This window comes from Pantoea sp. GM_Pan_4 (genome assembly GCF_026541005.1).
Taxonomy (GTDB): domain Bacteria; phylum Pseudomonadota; class Gammaproteobacteria; order Enterobacterales; family Enterobacteriaceae; genus Pantoea; species Pantoea dispersa.
In genome coordinates, this window is sequence record NZ_JALNUZ010000007.1 from 160,797 (window position 1) to 179,815 (window position 19,019).

Genomic DNA, 19,019 nt, shown 5'->3' on the forward strand with positions numbered 1-19,019 from the left:
GGCAGCCACGCCAGCACATCTCACTGCATTTATGTGATTTACCGCGCATATAATTCACCTGATGCGCAGTAATTCAGCCGAATAATGGAAGCTGTACCGCAGACAAGGGAAATGGTTCGGGGACGAAAAGCATTTAGGATTAGTTAAAGTAATGCGGATTGAGGCCTGAAATTAGAATAAATCAAATGAAGGGCAATTTGGGTGCAGCGATGCACAATAATGGTGCCGGGGCAGGTTTTGCAGTGACGTTACCGGGTGCGCACAGGGTCGCGATGGATGGCGACAACGCTGTGCAGTTCGGTGATTCATGAGCGGCAGCCGACTGCCACGCCCACCCTTGAGGGCGATCGCGTAACGTCAGTGCAGGAAAAACGGCACCTGAAAGGGTGCCGTAATAAGGAGGGTTAGCGGATCCAGCCGGGCAGGTCGTTGAGGCCCATGGCCTGCTTCAGCAGTAACGGCTTCACGCCAGGCAGCGTATCGGCCAGCTTCAGCCCGACGTCGCGCAGCAGTTTTTTTGCCGGATGGTGCCCGGCAAACAGCTCACGGAAACCCTGCATGCCGGCCAGCATCAGCGCTGCGCTGTGCTTGCGGCTGCGTTCATAACGCCGCAAATAGAGATGCTGGCCGATATCTTTGCCCTGCTGATGCAGACGGCGGATTTCGCCAATCAGCTCGGCGGCATCCATAAAGCCGAGGTTAACCCCCTGCCCGGCCAGCGGATGGATGGTATGCGCCGCATCGCCCACCAGCGCCAGCCGGTGCGCAGCAAAGTTGCGGGCGTAACGGGCCATCAGCGGGAAGGTTTTCCGTTCGCTTTCCACCTGGCACAGACCAAGGCGCATATCGAATGCCACCGACAACTGCTGGTTAAACAGCGCTTCCGGCATGGATTGCAGTCGCGCCGCTTCCTGCGGTGACAGTGACCAGACGATGGAGCACAGGTGCGGATCCTGCATCGGCAGGAAGGCCAGAATGCCGTCGCCGTGGAACACCTGGCGCGCGATGGCATCGTGCGGCATATCGGTGCGTACATTGGCCACCAGCGCGTGATGTTCGTAATCCCAGAAGGTAATCGGGATATCCGCTTTGTCACGCAGCCACGAGTTGGCCCCGTCCGCAGCAATCAGCAAGCGCGCGCTCATCATGCTGCCGTCCTGCAGGGTAATAAAGGCTTCGTTATCGCCAAACGCCACCTGCTGCAGCTGAGCCGGTGCAATCAGCGTCACGTCGTTGCACTGGCTGGCGCGCTGCCACAGCGCACTGTGAATCACCTCGTTTTCAATGATATGTCCGAGGTGCGACAGCCCCTGCTGCTCGTCATCAAAGCTGATCGAGCCAAAGCTGTCCTGATCCCACACTTCCATGCCGTGATACGCGCTGGCGCGCAGCGCGAGAATGGTGGACCAGACATCAAGTTTTTGCAGCAGACGCTCGCTGGCGGCGTTGATGGCCGAGACGCGAACCGACGCTGGCGCCGCCGCATCAAATTGTGGCTCAGGCGCTTTTTCCAGCACCGCAACGCGCAGGCCGCTGCCCTGTAAGCCACAGGCCACCGCCAGACCGACCATGCCGCCACCGGCAATCGCCACATCAAATGTTTGCATTGCTGCCCCTTAATTCATGCTTAACGCTTAACCCAGCCGAGCGTGCGCACGGCAAGTGGGTTTCGCAGCCATGGCAGGTGGTCCATTGCCACCAGCCCAAGATTTCGTCCTGCCACCAGCGGGGCATAACGGTTGACGAACAGCCGCACCAGACCGTCGGTGACGCCAATGGTCGCCGCGCGATCCGGCTGGCGGCGCGCAGCAAAATGGTGCAACACCGCGTTGCTGCCCGGATCCTGCTGGTGACGATGCGCCGCCGCAAGGGTTTCCGCCAGCGACATCACATCGCGCAGTCCGAGGTTAAAGCCCTGCCCGGCGATCGGATGCAGCGTCTGCGCCGCATTGCCGACCAGCGCCAGCCGGTGCGTCACCTGACGCTCTGCGGTCTGCAGCGCCAGCGGATAGATTTCGCGCTGGCCGGCGTGAGTAAAGCGCCCCAGCCGCCAGCCAAAGGCGCGCTGTAATTCATGCAGGAAGGTGGCATCGTCCCATTGCTTAACCGTGGCTTCGGCAGCCGCCGGATGACACCACACCAGCGACAGACGGTTGCCGGACATCGGTAACAGCGCCAGCGGGCCATGCCGGGTGAAGCGCTCAAACGCGCGGCCCTGATGCGGCAACTGCGTCACGACGTTGGCAATCACCGCCAGCTGCTGATAGTCGTCGCGCTGCCAGCGCATGCCGCAGGATGCCGCCAGCGGCGAGCGTGCACCGTCAGCGGCCACCAGCAGCGCGCCCTGTAACGTTGCGCCGCTGCTGAGCGTCGCCTGCACGCTATCGGCGCTGCGGGTTACTGAGGTAACGTGATCCGGGCAGCACAGCGTCACGCCGGGTGCCTCACGCAGACGTGTAAACAGGCGCTGTCCCACGTCGTACAGCTCGACCACGTTGCCCAACGCCGCCAGCTGGTAATCCTCCGCCTGCAGCTGGACAAACCCGCTGTGGCCGCGATCGGAAACGTGGATGTCAGTAATGGGCGTGGCGCAATCCGCCAGCGACCGCCACAGGTCAATATCCGCCAGCTGCTGACAGGTGCCCGCCGCCAGCGCGATGGCGCGCCCGTCAAAGCCCGGGTGCGCGCGGCTGTCCGGCTGGTGACGCTCAATCAGTGTCACCGGCAACTGGCCCTGCGTCAGATGCGAAATCGCCAGTGCCAGCGTGGCGCCGGTCATACCGCCGCCTGCAATCAGGATACTCATACGCTGCGCGCCGCCGCCATCAGTGCTTCGATCGCCTCAGCGTCTTTTACCACGCTGTCGGTCAGGTTTTCATTACCGTCGGCGGTGATGACGATGTCGTCTTCGATACGGATACCGATGCCGCGATACTGCGCCGGCACTTTGGCATCCGGCGCGATATACAGGCCCGGTTCAACGGTGAGCACCATGCCGGGTTCAAGCAGGCGGTCGCGGCTGGGCGTGCCGTAGTGGCCGACGTCGTGCACATCCAGCCCCAGCCAGTGACCAAGGCCGTGCATAAAGAACGGACGGTGCGCCTGCTCTTCAAACAGCGTATCGATATTGCCTTCCAGAATGCCCAGATCGACCAGACCGGTGATCATGATGCGCACCACTTCGTCGTTGACTTCATGGATGCTGATGCCCGGGCGGAACATCGACAGCGCCTTATACAGCGAGGCGAGCACGATGTCGTAGATCTCGCGCTGCGGCTGGCTGAATTTACCGTTTACCGGGAAAGTGCGGGTGATATCGCCGGCGTAGCCATGGAATTCGCAACCGGCATCAATCAGCACCAGATCGCCGTCGCGCATTTCGCTTTCGTTTTCGGTGTAGTGCAAAATGCAGCCGTTCTCACCGGAGCCCACGATGGTGTTGTAAGACGGAAAGCGCGCGCCGTGGCGGGTGAATTCGTGATGGATTTCGCCTTCCAGTTGATATTCAAACATGCCGGGACGGCACGCCTGCATCGCACGGGTATGTGCCAGCGCGCTGATTTTTCCTGCGCGGCGCAGAATGGCGATCTCGTCTTCGCTTTTAAACAGGCGCATCTCATGCACCCAGGGACGCCAGTCGGTCAGCGTCGCCGGTGCGCTGAGGTTTTGCCGGAAACCGCGGCGCAGTTTCTCCAGCGCGCTGAACACCAGCGTATCCGCTTCCGCGTATTCACCCTGTGCGTGATAGACCACGTCGAGTCCGTTGAGCAGCTGGTGCAGCTGCTCGTCAATCGCATCCCACGGCAGCGCGCGGTCAACGCCCAGCTTCGCCGGTGCGGCTTCCTGACCAAGCCGACGCCCGAACCAGATCTCGGCCGTCAGGTCGCGTACGCGGTTAAACAGCACGCTGTGGTTATGATTGTCATCGCTCTTGATTAATACCAGCAGCGCCTGCGGCTCGTTGAAGCCGGTGAAGTACCAGAAGTCGCTGTTCTGGCGAAAGGGATATTCGGTGTCGTTGCTGCGCGTCACTTCAGGTGCAGCAAAAATCAAAGCCGCGCTGCCGGGCGCCATGCGGGCGATCAGCGCCTGACGACGTTGCCGGAAAGTTTCCAGTGTAATCATATTTGCACTCCCTGTAGAAAACGGGCAGCGACCTGCCCACGATGACGCGCTTAGTGTAGCGTAGGTTTTTGCACTTCCGGTGCGGTCGGCGTGCGTGGCCGGGTGAAGGTGTCATGGCACAGCAGCGCGGCAACGCGCACGTACTCAATCACCTCTTCCAGCGACTGTTCGAGCTCTTCCTGATCTTCATCTTCATCGTAGCCAAGTTGCGCAATGGTGCGCAGATCGTCAATCGCTTCGCCGGTCTCACCGGTCACTTTTTCCAGCTTCGGCTGCGTCACGCCCAGGCCCAGCAGGAAGTGATTGACCCAGCCGGCCAGCGCGTCAGCACGATCGAACACCGTGATGTCCTCCTCATCCGGCAGCATCAGCTGGAACAGGAAACCCTCTTCATCCAGCGTGTTGGCCAGGTTTTCATGCAGCGCCTGCAGCGGCTGCGACAGGCTTTGCGAGAACGCCATGCCCTCGTTAGTCAGGTCATGCACCAGGGTTTTCCAGCTGCTGTCCTGATTGCCGCCGCACAGAATGCCACACAGCAGTCCGTGCATCTCGGCGGGCGTCATGCCTACGCCCTGCTGGGAAAGTGCCGCGGCCAGCGCGTTGTAAGTGGGTGTTGCGTTCTGTAAAGACATAAGCTTTGGTCGTCGTTGGCAGAATAAGTTCGTGTTATGCTACCACCAGGTGCCTCAGGGTTTCCAGAAAAGGGGTTGTAACTTATCACGCGGGTCTATATAGTTGCGCACCTCCCAACCCATTGACAGGTAAGGGAGATGCGAACGAAGTAATCAGTCAGGATGGTGGCATGTCTGCACAACCGGTAGATATTCAGATTTTTGGTCGTTCATTGAGAGTGAATTGTCCGCCTGAACAGCAAGATGCGCTGAATCTGGCCGCAGAGGATCTCAATCAACGGTTGCAAGATTTAAAAGTTCGCACTAGAGTCACAAATACAGAGCAGCTGGTGTTCATCGCCGCGTTAAACATTTGCCACGAGCTGGCACAAGAGAAAGGTAAAACGCGCGATTACGCAGCCAATATGGAACAACGCATCCGTATGCTGCAGCAGACCATTGAGCAGGCATTAGTTGAGCAAGGTCGCATAACTGAACGTCAGGGCCCTAAATTCGAATAACACTTCATGGTACTCGTGTTAGAGTAACGGTGAAGTCAATTTTCTCTGAGATGTTTGCAAGCGGGCCAGTCCCCTGAGCCGATATTTCATACCAACAGAGTGTGACGCTCTGTAACCTGTGAGCATGCTCGGTCCGTCCGAGAAGCCTGATGGTTACGACGGCATACTCACCTTGAACCAAGGGTTCAAGGGTTACAGCCTGCGGCGGCATCTCGGAGATCTCCTCTTAGTTCCACCCTGTTATTCCCGGTGTGATAATGTGGCTATCAACAGCCTTATCAGCCGGGGACATCATGCCAGCACTCTATCTTCTCGACCGTCAGGATATTCGTCAGCATGTGCGCCATCTGCGCCGCAATCTTACGCCTGAGCAACAGGTTGAGGCCGCCGATCTGCTGGCTGAACATGCCATCAATTTTGCCCCGCTGGCCAGCGCACAACGCATCGCGCTGTTTCTCTCCGTCGATGGCGAAATTAATACCCGACCGCTGATTGCCAAACTGTGGCAGCAAAAGAAGCAGGTCTTTCTGCCGGTGCTGCACCCGTTTGCGCCTGGTCACCTGCTTTTTTTGCGCTACACGCCAGAAACCCCGCTGCGACCTAACAAGCTGCGCATCCCTGAGCCGCCGCTGGATATAACGCAGCTGGCGACACTCGATCAGCTGGATGTGATGCTGGTACCGCTGGTGGCATTTGACGCGCAGGGACAACGCTTAGGCATGGGTGGGGGTTTTTACGATCGCACGCTACAGCACTGGCAGCAGCATGGCTTTTTACCGCTGGGTATTGCGCACGACTGCCAGCGCGTCGATGCGCTGCCGGTGGCGGCCTGGGATGTGCCATTGCCGGCAATTCTGACGCCGTCAAAGCTGTGGCAGTGGGAAACGCTGGCGGGATAAAGACAGGGCGCCCAGCGGCGCCCTGCACTGTCAGTACAGCAGACGGGCGCGCATGGTGCCCGGAATCGCCTTCATCAGCTGCAGCGCTTTCTCCGCCACATCCTCTTCGGCATCAATATCAATAACCACATAACCCATCACTGGCGAGGTTTGCAGATACTGAGCGGCAATGTTGATGCCCTGCTCGGCAAAGATCTGGTTGATGGCGGTCAGCACGCCCGGGCGGTTTTCATGGATGTGCAGCAGGCGGCTGGCGCTGGCAGCGTGCATCGGCAGCGAGACTTCCGGGAAGTTTACTGCGGAGAGCGTCGAGCCGTTGTCAGAGTACTTGGCCAGCTTGCCAGACACTTCCAGACCGATGTTCTCCTGCGCTTCCTGCGTTGATCCGCCGATATGCGGCGTCAGGATCACGTTGTCGAATTCGCACAGCGGCGAGTTAAACGGATCGCTATTGGTTGCAGGTTCAACCGGGAAGACGTCGATGGCGGCACCGGCGAGGTGCTTGCTGGCCAGCGCATTACACAGCGCCGGGATGTCGATCACGGTACCGCGCGCGGCGTTGATCAACAGCGCGCCGGGCTTCATCAGCGCCAGCTCTTCGCTGCCAATCATGTTCTGCGTGGACGGCGTTTCCGGCACGTGCAGGCTGACCACATCACTCATGTTCAGCAGGTCAGAGAGATGGCGCACCTGGGTGGCATTGCCCAGCGGCAGCTTGTTTTCGATATCATAGAAAAATACGTGCATGCCGAGGCTTTCCGCCAGCACGCCGAGCTGCATCCCGATATGGCCGTAGCCAATAATACCCAGCTTCTTACCACGCGCTTCGTACGAACCGGTGGCGATTTTATTCCAGATGCCGCGGTGTGCTTTGGCGTTGGCTTCCGGAATGCCGCGCAGCATCAGCAGCATTTCGCCGATCACCAGTTCCGCGACCGAACGGGTATTGGAGAACGGGGCGTTGAACACCGGCACGCCGCGTTTCGCTGCCGCGCTGAGATCAACCTGGTTAGTACCAATACAGAAGCAGCCCACCGCCACCAGCTTTTCAGCTGCCGCGAAGATCTCTTCAGTCAGTTGGGTACGGGAACGGATACCAATGAAGTGGGCATCGCGGATGGAGGACTTCAGCGTCTCAGCATCCAGTGCGCCTTTGTGGAACTCGATGTTGGTGTAACCTGCGGCGCGCAGATTATCCAGCGCACTCTGGTGAACGCCTTCCACCAGCAGGAACTTAATCTTGTCTTTTTCCAGTGATACCTTTGCCATTTCCCGACCCTATTCAGAATTCAACGAGGACTACCATAAGGTAGCCTTCTGTCAAAATATCAAAATTTTCCGGCGCGGCAATACAAACGATTGCCTGCACGCCAGCACGCGCCCACGTGCAGACAACACAAATCCACACAAAATCGTGAGATGACGAGAGCGCAAAGTACGAACCTGCTGTTGATGAATCATTTGTGACATAAGTCACCAAATTTCACTGCAGCAAGAAAAGATGTTTTGCGGATGGAAATAACCGGCGCTGGCGGCGCGCCGGTGAGATCAATTGGTGATGGTTTTCACACCGTCCGGCGTGCCAATCAGCGCAATATCCGCTCCGCGTGCGGCAAACAGCCCCACGGTGACGACGCCCGGCAGCGCATTGATGGTTTTTTCCAGCGCAATCGGGTCAAGGATGCGCAGATTATGTACGTCGAGAATAATGTTGCCATTATCCGTAACCACGTGCTGACGATACTCCGGCAGGCCGCCCAGCTTCACCAGCTCCCGCGCCACATAAGCGCGTGCCATCGGAATCACCTCCACCGGAAGCGGGAAGTTGCCCAGCACATCGACCTGCTTGGACGCATCCGCGATGCAAATAAATTTCTGCGCCACCGCCGCGACAATTTTCTCGCGCGTCAGCGCCGCACCGCCGCCCTTGATCATCTGCATCTGTGGATTGATCTCATCAGCCCCGTCGACATACACCGACAGCGCATCCACGTTGTTGAGATCGAACACCGGAATGCCCAGCGATTTGAGCTTTTCGGTGGAGGCTTCCGAACTGGAAACCGCGCCCTCGATCTGATCCCTGATGGTACCAAGCGCGTCAATAAAGTGCGCCGCCGTTGAACCGGTGCCTACGCCAACAATGGTGCCTGGCTGCACGTACTGCAGCGCTGCCCAACCTACCGCTTTTTTCAGTTCATCCTGGGTCATGGTATGTTTAAAACCTGTGCGACATCGAAGTGCGCGTAGTATAAAACAAGGCGCTGTCAAAAAGCGCGGCTGACCGACGTTGGATGTAAGCCTTTGGAAGCCAGCCCGCAAAAACGCGTCGGCCGCACAGCTTCGCCGTTTTATGGCATAGTAGTTTCCACCCTGAACGAGAGAGAACAACAATGAAACGCCCGGATTATCGAACGCTTCAGGCGCTGGATGCTGTGATTCGCGAACGCGGCTTTGAGCGTGCCGCCCAGAAGCTGTGCATCACGCAGTCTGCGGTGTCGCAGCGCATTAAACAGCTGGAAAATTTATTTGGTCAGCCGCTGCTGGTGCGAACCGTGCCGCCGCGCCCGACCGAGCAGGGACAAAAATTGCTGGCGCTGCTGCATCAGGTGGAATTGCTGGAAGAGGAGTGGCTGGGCGATGATAACGGTGGCACCACGCCGCTGCTGCTGTCGCTGGCGGTGAACGCCGACAGTCTTGCTACCTGGCTGCTGCCGGCACTGAAAGATGTGCTGGCCGACTCGCCGGTGCGCCTGAATCTGCAGGTGGAAGATGAAACCCGCACGCAGGAGCGTTTACGGCGCGGTGAAGTGGTCGGCGCGGTGAGTATCCAGCCGCAGCCGTTGCCAAGTTGCCTGGTGGATCAGCTGGGTGCGCTGGACTATCTGTTCTGCGCCTCGCCGGAATTTGCCGCGCGCTATTTCCCCAATGGCGTGACGCGCTCGGCGCTGCTGAAAGCCCCGGCGGTGGCGTTTGATCACCTCGACGATATGCATCAGGCCTTTTTGCAGCAGAACTTTGATTTATCGCCGGGCAGCGTGCCGTGCCACATCGTGAACTCATCAGAGGCTTTTGTGCAGCTGGCGCGTCAGGGATCGGTGTGCTGTATGATTCCGCACCTGCAGATTGAGCGCGAGCTGGCGCAGGGAGAGCTGGTTGATTTGACACCGGGTCTGTATCAGCGCCGGATGCTGTACTGGCACCGTTTCGCGCCGGAAAGTCGCCTGATGCGCAGCGTGACCGATGCGCTGATTGCCCACGGCCACCGCGTATTGCGCCAGGATGAAGTTGCGGCTTAGCGCCGTTCAGATTAGCGCACAACAGTCGTAGCGGCGCGATTAATCGCGCGTTTTAACAGCGGTTCTGCTGCTGGAGAGCGCGATGAATCGCGCCGCTACAATTTTACAGGCTAACTTACTGCGCCGTATTCGGTTTGATTTCGAATACCACATCCACCTGATCGTCAAAATGGATGCTCTGCTGCTCGTAGGTCTGCTGCGCGGTGGTGTCCGCTGCGGCACCGGCCGCTTTGTACATGCGCGCCATCGGCATCGGCTGGTAGTTAGCCACGTGATAGCGAATGCTGTACACCGAGCCCAGTTTGGCATTGAAGCCTTCCGCAAGGGCGCTCGCCTGCTGTGTGGCATTGGCAATCGCCGCTTTACGCGCCTGATCTTTGTAGCTGTCCGCGTTAGCCACGCCCAGCTCAACAGAACGAATCTCATTCAGGCCCGACTTCAGCGCGCCGTCCAGCAGCTCATTCAGCTTATCCAGCTGGCGCAGCGTTACTTCAACCTGACGCACCGCACGGTAGCCTTTCAGCACCGATTTACCCTCTTTGGTGTAGTCATACTCCGGCTGGGTGCTGAGATTAGCCGCATCAATATCTTTCTTCTCGATGCCATTCTTTTGCAGGAAATCAAAATATTGCGCCACGCGGTCGTCAGCCTGTTTTTTTGCATCCGCCGCGTCTTTCGACGAAACATTCACCACGATGGAGAGCGTCGCCATATCCGGACGGGCATCCACGCTGGCCTGTCCTGATGTCACCACGTGCGGTCCGTTCGGCACTTCTCCCGCCTGGACCAGACCGGACAGTGCGCCCGTGCTCATTACGGCGGCCAGCGCCAGTGCTTTCAGTTTCACGAAAGTCCTCCTTGAAGGGTTCAATTTGCAGGTCGCCACTATGGCGAAACCCAAAACACATTACTATGCGTGATGGTCTGAGTTTGAAATTAGCAAAAAGTTCGGCTTTGCTCAGGTTTAACGTATCCGCGATCGCAAATTTATCGCTACAGATTCGCTGAAAAGCGCCGCCTGCGTTTCTATTAAAGAAACACTTCTGCCCCTCGGGAGAGTTGTATTATGACAGAACAGCCACTTAGCCAAAGCGCGGTCAGCGTGCGAGCCGGACGCACACGCTTTATGATGCTGGCCCTGGTGTTTATCAACATCATCATTAACTACATGGATCGCACCAACCTGTCGGTGGCCGCCACGCAGATGGCCGGTGAACTGCGCTTCACGCCGCTGGAAATGGGGCTGATCTTCTCGGCGTTCGGCTGGATCTATGCGGCGCTGCAAATACCCGGCGGATTCCTGATCGATCGTCTCGGCGCGCGGCTGGTATACGGCGCGGGGCTGTTTGCCTGGTCGCTGATCACCGCACTGCACGCTTTTGCCAGCAGCTTCGGCGCGCTGTTCGGTCTGCGCCTCGGCGTGGGTGCCTTCGAGGCGCCGGTGATGCCGGCTAACAATCGGGTGATTTCCAGCTGGTTCCCCGAGCAGGAGCGTGCCAGTGCAATTGGCATCTACTCGTCCGCACAGTTTGTTGGCCTCGCCTGTATGACGCCGCTGCTGTTTCACGTGCAGGCTGCGTTTGGCTGGCGCGGGCTGTTTCTGATTACCGGCGTGGCGGGCATGATTTGGGCGCTGGTGTGGTATCTGCTGTATCGCGAGCCGCACCAGCACAAAGGTGTATCAGAGGCTGAACTTAACTATCTGCGTGACAACGGCGCACTGCTGGAAAATCGCCAGGGCAGCCAGGCGCCGCGTGCACGCTGGGCCGATCTGGCGCAGATGTTTCGCAGCCGCAAGCTGGTCGGCATCTATATTGGCCAGTTCACCATCTCTGCCACCTTCTGGTTTTTCCTAACCTGGTTTCCCACCTATCTGGTGGAGTATCGCCACATGGACTTTATCAAGAGCGGCTACGTGGCGTCGCTGCCCTACTTCGCGGCGTTTTGTGGTGTGCTGCTGGCTGGCTTTGCCTCAGACCGCATGATCCGGCGCGGCGTGTCAGCCAGCGTGGCGCGCAAGCTGCCGGTGATCCTCGGCCTGTTCCTGACGCTGTTCATCCTTGGTGCTAACTACACCGAAGATTCGCGGCTGATCATCCTGTTTATGTCGCTGGCGTTTTTTGGTAATGGCCTGGCGACCATCACCTGGGTGTTTGTTACCGCGCTGGCGCCGCGCCATCTGATCGGTCTGGCCGGCGGCGTATTTAACTTTACCGGCGCGCTGTCATCGATCGTGGTGCCGATCGCCATCGGCGCCCTGATTGACGGCAGCAACTTCGCGCCGGCGCTGGCTTTTATCGCCGTGCTGGCCGCTATTGGCATCTGCAGCTATCTGTTTGTGGTAGGAAAAATTGACCATGTCAGCGCGCGCTGATGAGCCGTTTCGCCAGCGCGTGCAGCTGTTGCAGACGCTGCGCCAGCTGGGCTTCATCGGCCTGCCAGATTTTGGCGAAGGCCAGCGCCGCGCGGTTGTTATTGATCGGCTGCGCCATACTGATTTCGCCGTCCTCGCGATGCCACACCAGATAATCCCCGGTGCGTTTGCGCGCCAGCAGTGGCGCAATCTGCGCCCACTGTTCGTCACTGAAGCGTGGCCGCAGCACCTCGTCACTCTCCGCCGCCAGCAGCGCGACGCCAATCACCGACTGCCACGCGGGCAGCATGCGGAATCCGGCCAGCGCCTGGCTGGTACTGGTGCGCTCGCCGGGCTCCGAGTGCCAGATGTAGATGACCTGGTCCTCCCACAGTACACCAAGCGCCACCACGATATCGCGCGGCGCATGCGCCTCCAGCTGCGGCAGTGCCGAAGCAAACAGCGACGATCCACGAATGGCCTGCGCCGCCAGCGCATGAATGCCCGGGCCCGGCAGATAGCGCCGGTGTTCATCCTGAATCGTCAGGCCGATGGACGCCATGGTCATCAGCAGACGGTTTACCCGCGTGCTGTTCATCCCCATCTGGCGCGCCAGTTCACGGCCGCCGACCGCTTTGTCACTGGAGACCAGATATTGCAGGCAGCGAATTCCGTCAATCAGGCTCTGGTTGGGTTGCGAAGACATAAATCACCTTGTGACGGTAAAAATTCAATCTTAGCAGCCTTCAGGCGGGAGTAACCTCATGATGCAAACTTTCTCTTCTCAGGCCGCGCGTGCCTTTCCGTTGCAGTCGTTACACGCCGATGTGCTGGTCGCCGGTGGCGGTCTGGCTGGCGTCTGCGCCGCGCTGGCTGCGGCACGCGCGGGCCAGCAGGTGGTGCTGATTCAGGATCGCCCGGTCCCCGGCGGCAACGCCTCCAGCGAAGTGCGGCTGTGGGCCAACGGCGCGACGTCGCATATGGGTAATAACAACCGCTGGGCGCGTGAAGGCGGCATCATGGGCGAGATCATGGAGGAGAACCTGTGGCGTAACAAAGAGGGCAACCCGGTGCTGTTCGACATGGTGCTGCTGGACATCGTGCAGGCGCAGCCGCGCCTGACGCTACTGCTCAATACCGTGGTCAGCGACATCGAAAAATCCGCGCAGCGCCTGCAGGCGGTACAGGCTTTCAACGCCATCAATCAGACCCGCTATCGCGTGACGGCCGACCAGTTTATCGATGCCAGCGGCGACGGCGTGCTCGGCTATCTGGCCGGGGCAGCGCACCGTGTGGGCGCAGAATCACCGCAGGAGTTTGGCGAAAAAATGGCGCCGGGCGAGCAGTTTGGTCACAAGCTCGGCCACTCAATTTATTTTTATACCAAACGCAGCGCGCAGCCGGTGCGCTTTGTACCGCCCTCCTTTGCGCTGAAAGAGATCACCGCTATTCCGCGCTATAAACGTTTGAGCTCCGATCTCAACGGCTGCGATCTGTGGTGGCTTGAGTGGGGCGGCCGGCTGGATACCGTGCATGAAAGCGAAACCATCAAGTGGGAGCTGTGGAAGATTGTCTGGGGCGTGTGGGATTACATCAAAAACTCCGGCGAGTTTGCCGATGCCGACACGCTGACCATTGAATGGGTCGGGCTGATTCCCGGCAAGCGCGAGAGCCGACGCTTTCTCGGCGACACCCTGCTGTGTCAGCAGGATATCATCGCGCAGCGCGACCACTACGATGCGGTGGCCTACGGCGGCTGGTCGATTGACCTGCATCCGGCCGACGGCGTGTACAGCGCTCACGATGGCTGCCGCCAGTTCCACAGCAAAGGCACTTACACCATTCCGTTTCGGGCGCTGTACAGCCAGTCGCTGGATAATCTGCTGCTGACCGGTCGGCTTATCTCTGCCACGCACGTTGCCTTTGGCAGCGCGCGCGTGATGTGCACCTGTGGCGTGCTGGGCGAAGTGGTGGGCCGCGCGGCGGCGCTGTGTCAGCAGCACAACCAGACACCGCGTCAGCTGGCGCAGCCGGAGCATATTGGTCAGCTGCAGCAACAGCTGCTGCGCCACGGCGCGTACATTCCGCGTCAGCAGCTGGCGCATCCGGCCGGTGCCGCTCAGGTCAGCGCCAGCAGCACCTTCGCGCTGCACGCCCTGCCCGCGGATGGCGGCTGGCACGCCCTTACCTCACGCTGCGCCCTGCTGCTGCCGCTTAAAGCCGGAGAACGCCTGCCGGCGCTGACGGTGCGGCTGCGGGCGTCATCCGCGCAGACGCTGCAGGTTTCACTGCTGACCAGCGACAATCCGGCCAATACCTGCGGCGATCGGCTGCTGGCCACGCACAGCCTGCAGATTGACGCTGAAGAGGCGTATTCGCTGCCGTTTGACTACCGTGCGGAGTGCGATCGTTACCTGTTTATCGCCTTTGAAGAAAATCCGGCGGTTGAAGTGGCGCTCACCCGTCAGCGCCTGCCGGGCATTATGATGGTATTCAACAGCCTCAATCCGCGCGTCGCGAAACGCACCCGGCAGATAAACGACGGCGATTACGGCGTGGATGAGTTTGATTTCTGGCTACCGCGCCGCGCGCCTAATCAGATCCTGATCGCGTTTAGTCTGGCGACGCCGCTGCGACTGTGGCACTGCGACTATTTGCTCAACGGTAAACTGCGGCCGGAAAGCCACACCAACGGCTGGCTACCGGCGGCGGACGATCGCCAGCCGTGGGTGTGCTGGCAGTGGCCGGACGCGCAGCGCGCCAGCCAGATTACGTTGCTGTTCGATAACGATTTCGATCATGCGATGGAAACGGTGCAGATGGGCCATGCGCAGGCGGTAACGCCGCACTGCACTACCCACTATCGCCTGTGGCTGGATGACACGCTGCTGGCCGAGGTCAGCGATAATCATCACTCGCTGTGCCATCATGCGCTGCCCCCGGATACCGCGTTCCGCCAGATTCGGCTGGAGCTGCTGGCCAGCGCAGGCGCCCTGCCCGCGCTTTACGGCCTGCATGTGCATCACCAGCCGGCGATGCCCTGACGCGCCAGCTGCAGGGCGATAAACCACATCACGCCACCCACCAGCAGATTAATGATGCGCTGCGCGCGCACGGTGCGCAGGCGCGGCGACAGCCAGGCGGCCAGCAGCGCCAGACCGAAAAACCACAGCAGCGAGGCGCTGGCGGTGCCGAAAGCGAACCAGCGGCGCGCCTCCGCCGACGGCAGCTGACTGCCGAGGCTGCCGAGCACCACGAAGGTGTCGAGATAGACATGCGGATTGAGCCAGGTCACCGCCAGCATAGTGGCGACAATGCGCCAGCGCCCCTGCTTCAGCGCCGCCTCTGACGCCAGCGTGACATCGCCCTGCCAGGCACTGCGCAGCGCGCCCCAGCCGTACCACAGCAGAAACGCCACGCCAGCCCAGGTGATCAGCATCAGCAGAACCGGCGACTGCTGCAACAGCGCGCTGCCGCCAAATATTCCGCCACAGATCAGCGCAATATCGCTCAATGTGCACAACGATGCGGTCATCAAATGGTAATGGCGCTTAATGCCCTGGTTCAGGACAAAGGCATTTTGCGGGCCTAACGGCAGGATCAGCGCAGCACCAAGGGCAAGCCCTTGTAAGTAAACAGATAACACGGAAGATTTCCTGAAAAAGGGGTGTTGCTGTGCAGTATAGTGAGGCGCGGATATTAGCGGAAATGGAAAGAATTAATCGGTCATTAGCGGAACTGATAAAACAAGGGCACCCGCAGGTGCCCAGATAACTTACTCGCTGCGCGCAGGCTGCTGCGCCTCGCTCTGCACCTGATGCAGGTGCACGTCCATCTGCGGATAAGGAATACCGATACCGTGCGCATCCAGTGTGCGCTTGAAGTTCTTCATCAGATCCCAGTAGACGTTTTGCAGATCACCGCTTTTGCTCCAGCAGCGCACCACAAAGTTCAGCGACGAAGCCGCCAGTTCGTTCAGGCCAATCTGAATACCCAGATCTTTCAGCACGCGCTCGTCCGCTTCCACCACTTCACGCAGTAGATCGATCACCTGATCGACATCCGCATCGTAGGCGACGCCAATAATGAACTCGTTGCGGCGGATAGGTTCGCGCGAAAAGTTAACGATGTTGCCGGCGATGATTTTGCCGTTTGGCACCACCACGATTTTGCCGTCAGCGGTTTTCAGCGTGGTCGAGAAGATCTGTACATTCTGTACGGTACCCATCACGCCACCGAGATCGACGAACTCACCGGTGCGGAATGGACGGAAGGTCACCAGCAGTACGCCTGCCGCCAGGTTGGAGAGCGAACCCTGCAGTGCCAGACCGACGGCCAGACCGGCAGCACCGAGCACGGCGATCACCGAGGCAGTCTGCACGCCGACGCGGCCCAGCGCGGCAATAATCGTGAAGGCAATAATACCGTAGCGCACCAGCGCCGAGAGGAAATCAGCCACGGTGGCATCAATATGACGCGCGACCAGCAGGCGATTGACGCCGTTCGATACCACGCGCGCGATAATCATCCCGACAATAATAATGGCGATAGCCGCCACGATGTTCACCGCATAGCTGAGGATCAGCGCCTGGTTGCGCACCAGCCAGCCACCTGCATTGTTAATGCCGTCAACGACGTTAAGATCTTCCATTTGTTAGCCCTGTTGTTGAGTTTCCCGCAGGAAAGTACAAAAACTGCCAGATTCAATCCGACACTCCCGAGTACAAGGGTAAACAATAATGGGGCGAAGCGCCAAAAATGTGCTGTATAAACCGGGATTTCCAGACGGGACGCATAAAAAAAGGCCCTTTCGGGCCTTTTTTGTACGGTAAGCAAAAATTACAGTACGTCGACAGCGTTCAGCTCTTTGAAAGCCTGCTCTAAGCGCACAACCATGGAAGATTGTGCCGCACGCAGCCAGACGCGTGGGTCGTAGTATTTTTTGTTCGGGCTGTCAGCACCGTTCGGGTTGCCAAGCTGACCCTGCAGGTACGCTTCGTTGGTTTTGTAGTACTGCAGGATGCCGTCCCAGGTTGCCCATTGGGTATCGGTATCGATGTTCATCTTGATCACGCCGTAGCTGATAGACTCTTCGATTTCTGCAGCAGAAGAACCGGAACCGCCGTGGAACACGAAGTCCAGCGCGTTGTGCGGCAGGCCGTGTTTCTCTGAAACGTATTTCTGCGAATCACGCAGAATGGTTGGAGTCAGTTTCACGTTGCCGGGCTTGTACACGCCGTGCACGTTACCGAAGGAAGCAGCGATGGTGAAACGCGGGCTGATTTTGCTCAGCTCGGTGTAAGCGTAATCTACGTCTTCTGGCTGAGTGTACAGTGCAGAAGCGTCCATGTGGCTGTTGTCCACACCATCTTCTTCACCACCGGTGCAGCCCAGTTCGATTTCCAGCGTCATATCCAGTTTCGCCATGCGCGCCAGATATTTAGAAGAAATCTCGATGTTCTCTTCCAGTGACTCTTCAGACAGGTCGATCATGTGTGAAGAGAACAGAGGCTTACCGGTTTTTTTGAAGTGCTCTTCGCCAGCATCCAGCAGGCCGTCGATCCACGGCAGCAGTTTCTTCGCACAGTGGTCGGTGTGCAGGATTACTGGCACGCCGTACTGTTCAGCCATCAGATGCACATGGTGTGCACCAGCGATTGCGCCGAAAATCGCAGCGCCCTGTGGTTTGTCGGTTTTGAAACCTTTACCGGCGATGAAGGCAGCACCACCGTTGGAGAACTGAACGATGACCGGCGCTTTAACTTTAGCCGCAGCTTCCAGTACCGCGTTGATGGAATCCGTGCCGACGCAGTTAACGGCTGGCAGAGCGAATTTGTTTTCTTTCGCTACTTGGAAAATTTTCTGAACGTCATCACCAGTGACAACGCCGGGTTTTACGAAATCAAAAATTTTAGACATGGTTGTGTCCTGTTTCGTTTATCGTCCACTCCCCAATGGGAATGCGATCTGTTCGCCCACAGCGGGCAAGCCTTCAGACAGCGCCGAAGCGCTGCCCCCAAAAATTACTGCTTCGCGCGCTCTTCCAGCATGGCTACTGCCGGCAGTTTTTTGCCTTCCACGAACTCGAGGAACGCACCGCCACCGGTAGAGATATAGGAGATTTTGTCCTCGATACCGAACAGGTCGATAGCCGCCAGGGTATCACCGCCGCCGGCAACAGAGAACGCGTCGCTGTCTGCGATAGCGTTGGCAACGATTTCGGTGCCCTTACGGAAGTTCGGGAACTCAAACACGCCAACCGGACCGTTCCACAGAATGGTTTTTGCGTCTTTCAGCAGTTTCGCCATGTTCTGTGCGGTTTCGTCACCGAAGTCCATAATTTCTTCGTTATCCGCTACTTCGGAAACCTTTTTCACGGTTGCCGGGGCAGTTTCGGAGAATTCCGTGCCGACGCGTGAATCGGTAGGTACCGGAATGCCGTACTGGTCGCGCAGGCCTTTAGCGGCCTCAACGAAGTCTGGCTCGTACAGCGATTTGCCGACGTTGTTGTCGATCGCCACGAAGGTGTTAGCGATACCGCCACCGACAATCACGGTGTCAGCGATTTTCACCAGCGACTGCAGCACGTCGAATTTGGTCGACACTTTAGAACCACCCACCACGGCGACCAGCGGACGCTGTGGATTGCTCATCACTTTGCCCAGCGCTTCCAGTTCGGCAGACAGCAGCGGACCGGCACAGGCGATAGGGGCGAATTTGCCCACGCCGTGAGTGGACGCCTGCGCGCGGTGCGCGGTGCCGAAGGCATCCATGACGAACACGTCACACAGGGCGGCATATTTCTTCGACAGGGTTTCGTCGTCTTTTTTCTCGCCTTTGTTAAAGCGAACGTTTTCCAGCACCACCAGTTCGCCCGCGCCCACTTCAACGCCGTCGAGGTAGTCTTTCGCCAGGGTCACGTTAGTGCCGTTCAGTTTTTCTTTCAGGTAGTTAACAACCGGCAGGAGGGAGAACTCTTCGTTGTATTCACCTTCGGTCGGGCGACCCAGGTGAGAGGTAACCATCACTTTCGCGCCCTGTTTCAACGCCGCTTCGATGGTAGGCAGAGAAGCACGAATACGTGCATCTGACGTCACTTTCCCTTCTTTCACTGGTACGTTGAGATCGGCACGGATCAGAACGCGTTTACCAGCAAGATCCAGATCGGTCATCTTAATTACAGACATGGTGAACCCTCTCGTTGATTCTCATAA

At 58.6% G+C, this 19,019-nt stretch carries 17 protein-coding genes and 1 other RNA gene; 6 read left to right on the plus strand and 12 right to left on the minus strand.

Going from position 1 to position 19,019, the window contains the following annotated elements; translation table 11 throughout:
• Window positions 1-404: 404 nt before the first annotated feature.
• Genes ubiI through OXR61_RS15745 form a run of 4 tightly spaced genes read right to left on the minus strand, consistent with a single transcriptional unit; the run spans window position 405 to window position 4,757 of the window.
• A complete protein-coding gene (gene ubiI, locus OXR61_RS15730) occupies window positions 405-1,607 on the minus strand; it encodes an FAD-dependent 2-octaprenylphenol hydroxylase (RefSeq protein ID WP_021506664.1) in 1,203 nt (400 codons plus the stop codon).
• Between the two features lie 20 nt (window positions 1,608-1,627).
• A complete protein-coding gene (gene ubiH / locus OXR61_RS15735) occupies window positions 1,628-2,806 on the minus strand; it encodes a 2-octaprenyl-6-methoxyphenyl hydroxylase (RefSeq protein WP_021506663.1) in 1,179 nt (392 codons plus the stop codon).
• A complete protein-coding gene (gene pepP, locus OXR61_RS15740) occupies window positions 2,803-4,125 on the minus strand; it encodes a Xaa-Pro aminopeptidase (RefSeq protein WP_021506662.1) in 1,323 nt (440 codons plus the stop codon). The genes ubiH and pepP overlap by 4 nt, the downstream gene beginning before the upstream one ends.
• Window positions 4,126-4,175: 50 nt before the next feature.
• Window positions 4,176-4,757: a YecA family protein gene (locus tag OXR61_RS15745; RefSeq protein WP_031279479.1), complete on the minus strand. Its 582-nt coding sequence runs from the start codon at window positions 4,755-4,757 to the stop codon at window positions 4,176-4,178.
• 170 nt (window positions 4,758-4,927) lie between these two features.
• On the opposite strand from OXR61_RS15745, the gene zapA reads away from it, so the two are divergent.
• The 3 genes from zapA (at window position 4,928) to OXR61_RS15760 (ending at window position 6,156) form a co-directional block, all read left to right on the plus strand.
• A complete protein-coding gene (gene zapA / locus OXR61_RS15750; protein WP_021506660.1) occupies window positions 4,928-5,257 on the plus strand; it encodes a cell division protein ZapA in 330 nt (109 codons plus the stop codon).
• 39 nt (window positions 5,258-5,296) lie between these two features.
• Window positions 5,297-5,480: non-coding RNA, 6S RNA (gene ssrS, locus OXR61_RS15755), on the plus strand.
• A 70-nt stretch (window positions 5,481-5,550) separates the two neighbouring features.
• The gene (locus OXR61_RS15760; protein ID WP_021506659.1) at window positions 5,551-6,156 is read left to right on the plus strand and encodes a 5-formyltetrahydrofolate cyclo-ligase; all 606 of its coding nucleotides are present in this window, start codon (window positions 5,551-5,553) and stop codon (window positions 6,154-6,156) included.
• A gap of 30 nt (window positions 6,157-6,186) precedes the next feature.
• Here OXR61_RS15760 and serA read toward each other — a convergent pair whose 3' ends face one another.
• Both serA and rpiA read right to left on the minus strand, forming a co-directional pair.
• Entirely contained in the window at window positions 6,187-7,425 is a 1,239-nt protein-coding gene (gene serA / locus OXR61_RS15765; RefSeq protein WP_021506658.1) for a phosphoglycerate dehydrogenase, read from the minus strand.
• Window positions 7,426-7,704: 279 nt separating this feature from the next.
• Window positions 7,705-8,364, minus strand: coding sequence for a ribose-5-phosphate isomerase RpiA (rpiA, locus tag OXR61_RS15770; RefSeq protein WP_021506657.1), 660 nt, complete (start codon window positions 8,362-8,364; stop codon window positions 7,705-7,707).
• Between the two features lie 182 nt (window positions 8,365-8,546).
• On the opposite strand from rpiA, the gene OXR61_RS15775 reads away from it, so the two are divergent.
• A complete protein-coding gene (locus OXR61_RS15775; protein ID WP_021506656.1) occupies window positions 8,547-9,452 on the plus strand; it encodes a LysR family transcriptional regulator ArgP in 906 nt (301 codons plus the stop codon).
• A 115-nt stretch (window positions 9,453-9,567) separates the two neighbouring features.
• Here OXR61_RS15775 and OXR61_RS15780 read toward each other — a convergent pair whose 3' ends face one another.
• Window positions 9,568-10,299, minus strand: a complete 732-nt coding sequence (locus tag OXR61_RS15780) for an oxidative stress defense protein (RefSeq protein WP_021506655.1) — start codon at window positions 10,297-10,299, stop codon at window positions 9,568-9,570.
• Between the two features lie 219 nt (window positions 10,300-10,518).
• Here OXR61_RS15780 and OXR61_RS15785 point away from each other — a divergent pair, with 219 nt between their 5' ends.
• On the plus strand, window positions 10,519-11,826 hold the full coding sequence (locus OXR61_RS15785) for an MFS transporter (RefSeq protein ID WP_031279476.1): 1,308 nt from the start codon (window positions 10,519-10,521) through the stop codon (window positions 11,824-11,826).
• On the opposite strand, the gene OXR61_RS15790 is transcribed toward OXR61_RS15785, so the two are convergent.
• The gene (locus tag OXR61_RS15790; RefSeq protein WP_021506653.1) at window positions 11,813-12,511 is read right to left on the minus strand and encodes an IclR family transcriptional regulator; all 699 of its coding nucleotides are present in this window, start codon (window positions 12,509-12,511) and stop codon (window positions 11,813-11,815) included. The two genes, OXR61_RS15785 and OXR61_RS15790, sit on opposite strands and share 14 nt — an antisense overlap.
• 58 nt (window positions 12,512-12,569) lie before the next feature.
• Here OXR61_RS15790 and OXR61_RS15795 point away from each other — a divergent pair, with 58 nt between their 5' ends.
• The gene (locus OXR61_RS15795; RefSeq protein WP_267412366.1) at window positions 12,570-14,849 is read left to right on the plus strand and encodes an FAD-dependent oxidoreductase; all 2,280 of its coding nucleotides are present in this window, start codon (window positions 12,570-12,572) and stop codon (window positions 14,847-14,849) included.
• On the opposite strand, the gene argO is transcribed toward OXR61_RS15795, so the two are convergent.
• The 4 genes from argO to pgk form a co-directional block, all read right to left on the minus strand.
• The gene (gene argO, locus OXR61_RS15800; protein WP_021506651.1) at window positions 14,828-15,451 is read right to left on the minus strand and encodes an arginine exporter ArgO; all 624 of its coding nucleotides are present in this window, start codon (window positions 15,449-15,451) and stop codon (window positions 14,828-14,830) included. The genes OXR61_RS15795 and argO overlap by 22 nt on opposite strands.
• 129 nt (window positions 15,452-15,580) lie before the next feature.
• Window positions 15,581-16,456 (minus strand): small-conductance mechanosensitive channel MscS, encoded by an 876-nt coding sequence (gene mscS, locus OXR61_RS15805; protein ID WP_021506650.1) that lies wholly within the window; start codon window positions 16,454-16,456, stop codon window positions 15,581-15,583.
• A 188-nt stretch (window positions 16,457-16,644) separates the two neighbouring features.
• A complete protein-coding gene (gene fbaA / locus OXR61_RS15810) occupies window positions 16,645-17,724 on the minus strand; it encodes a class II fructose-bisphosphate aldolase (RefSeq protein ID WP_021506649.1) in 1,080 nt (359 codons plus the stop codon).
• Between the two features lie 104 nt (window positions 17,725-17,828).
• Window positions 17,829-18,992 carry a phosphoglycerate kinase gene (gene pgk, locus OXR61_RS15815; protein ID WP_021506648.1) on the minus strand — a complete coding sequence of 388 codons (1,164 nt, stop codon included), beginning with the start codon at window positions 18,990-18,992 and terminating at the stop codon, window positions 17,829-17,831.
• Between the last annotated feature and the right edge of the window lie 27 nt (window positions 18,993-19,019).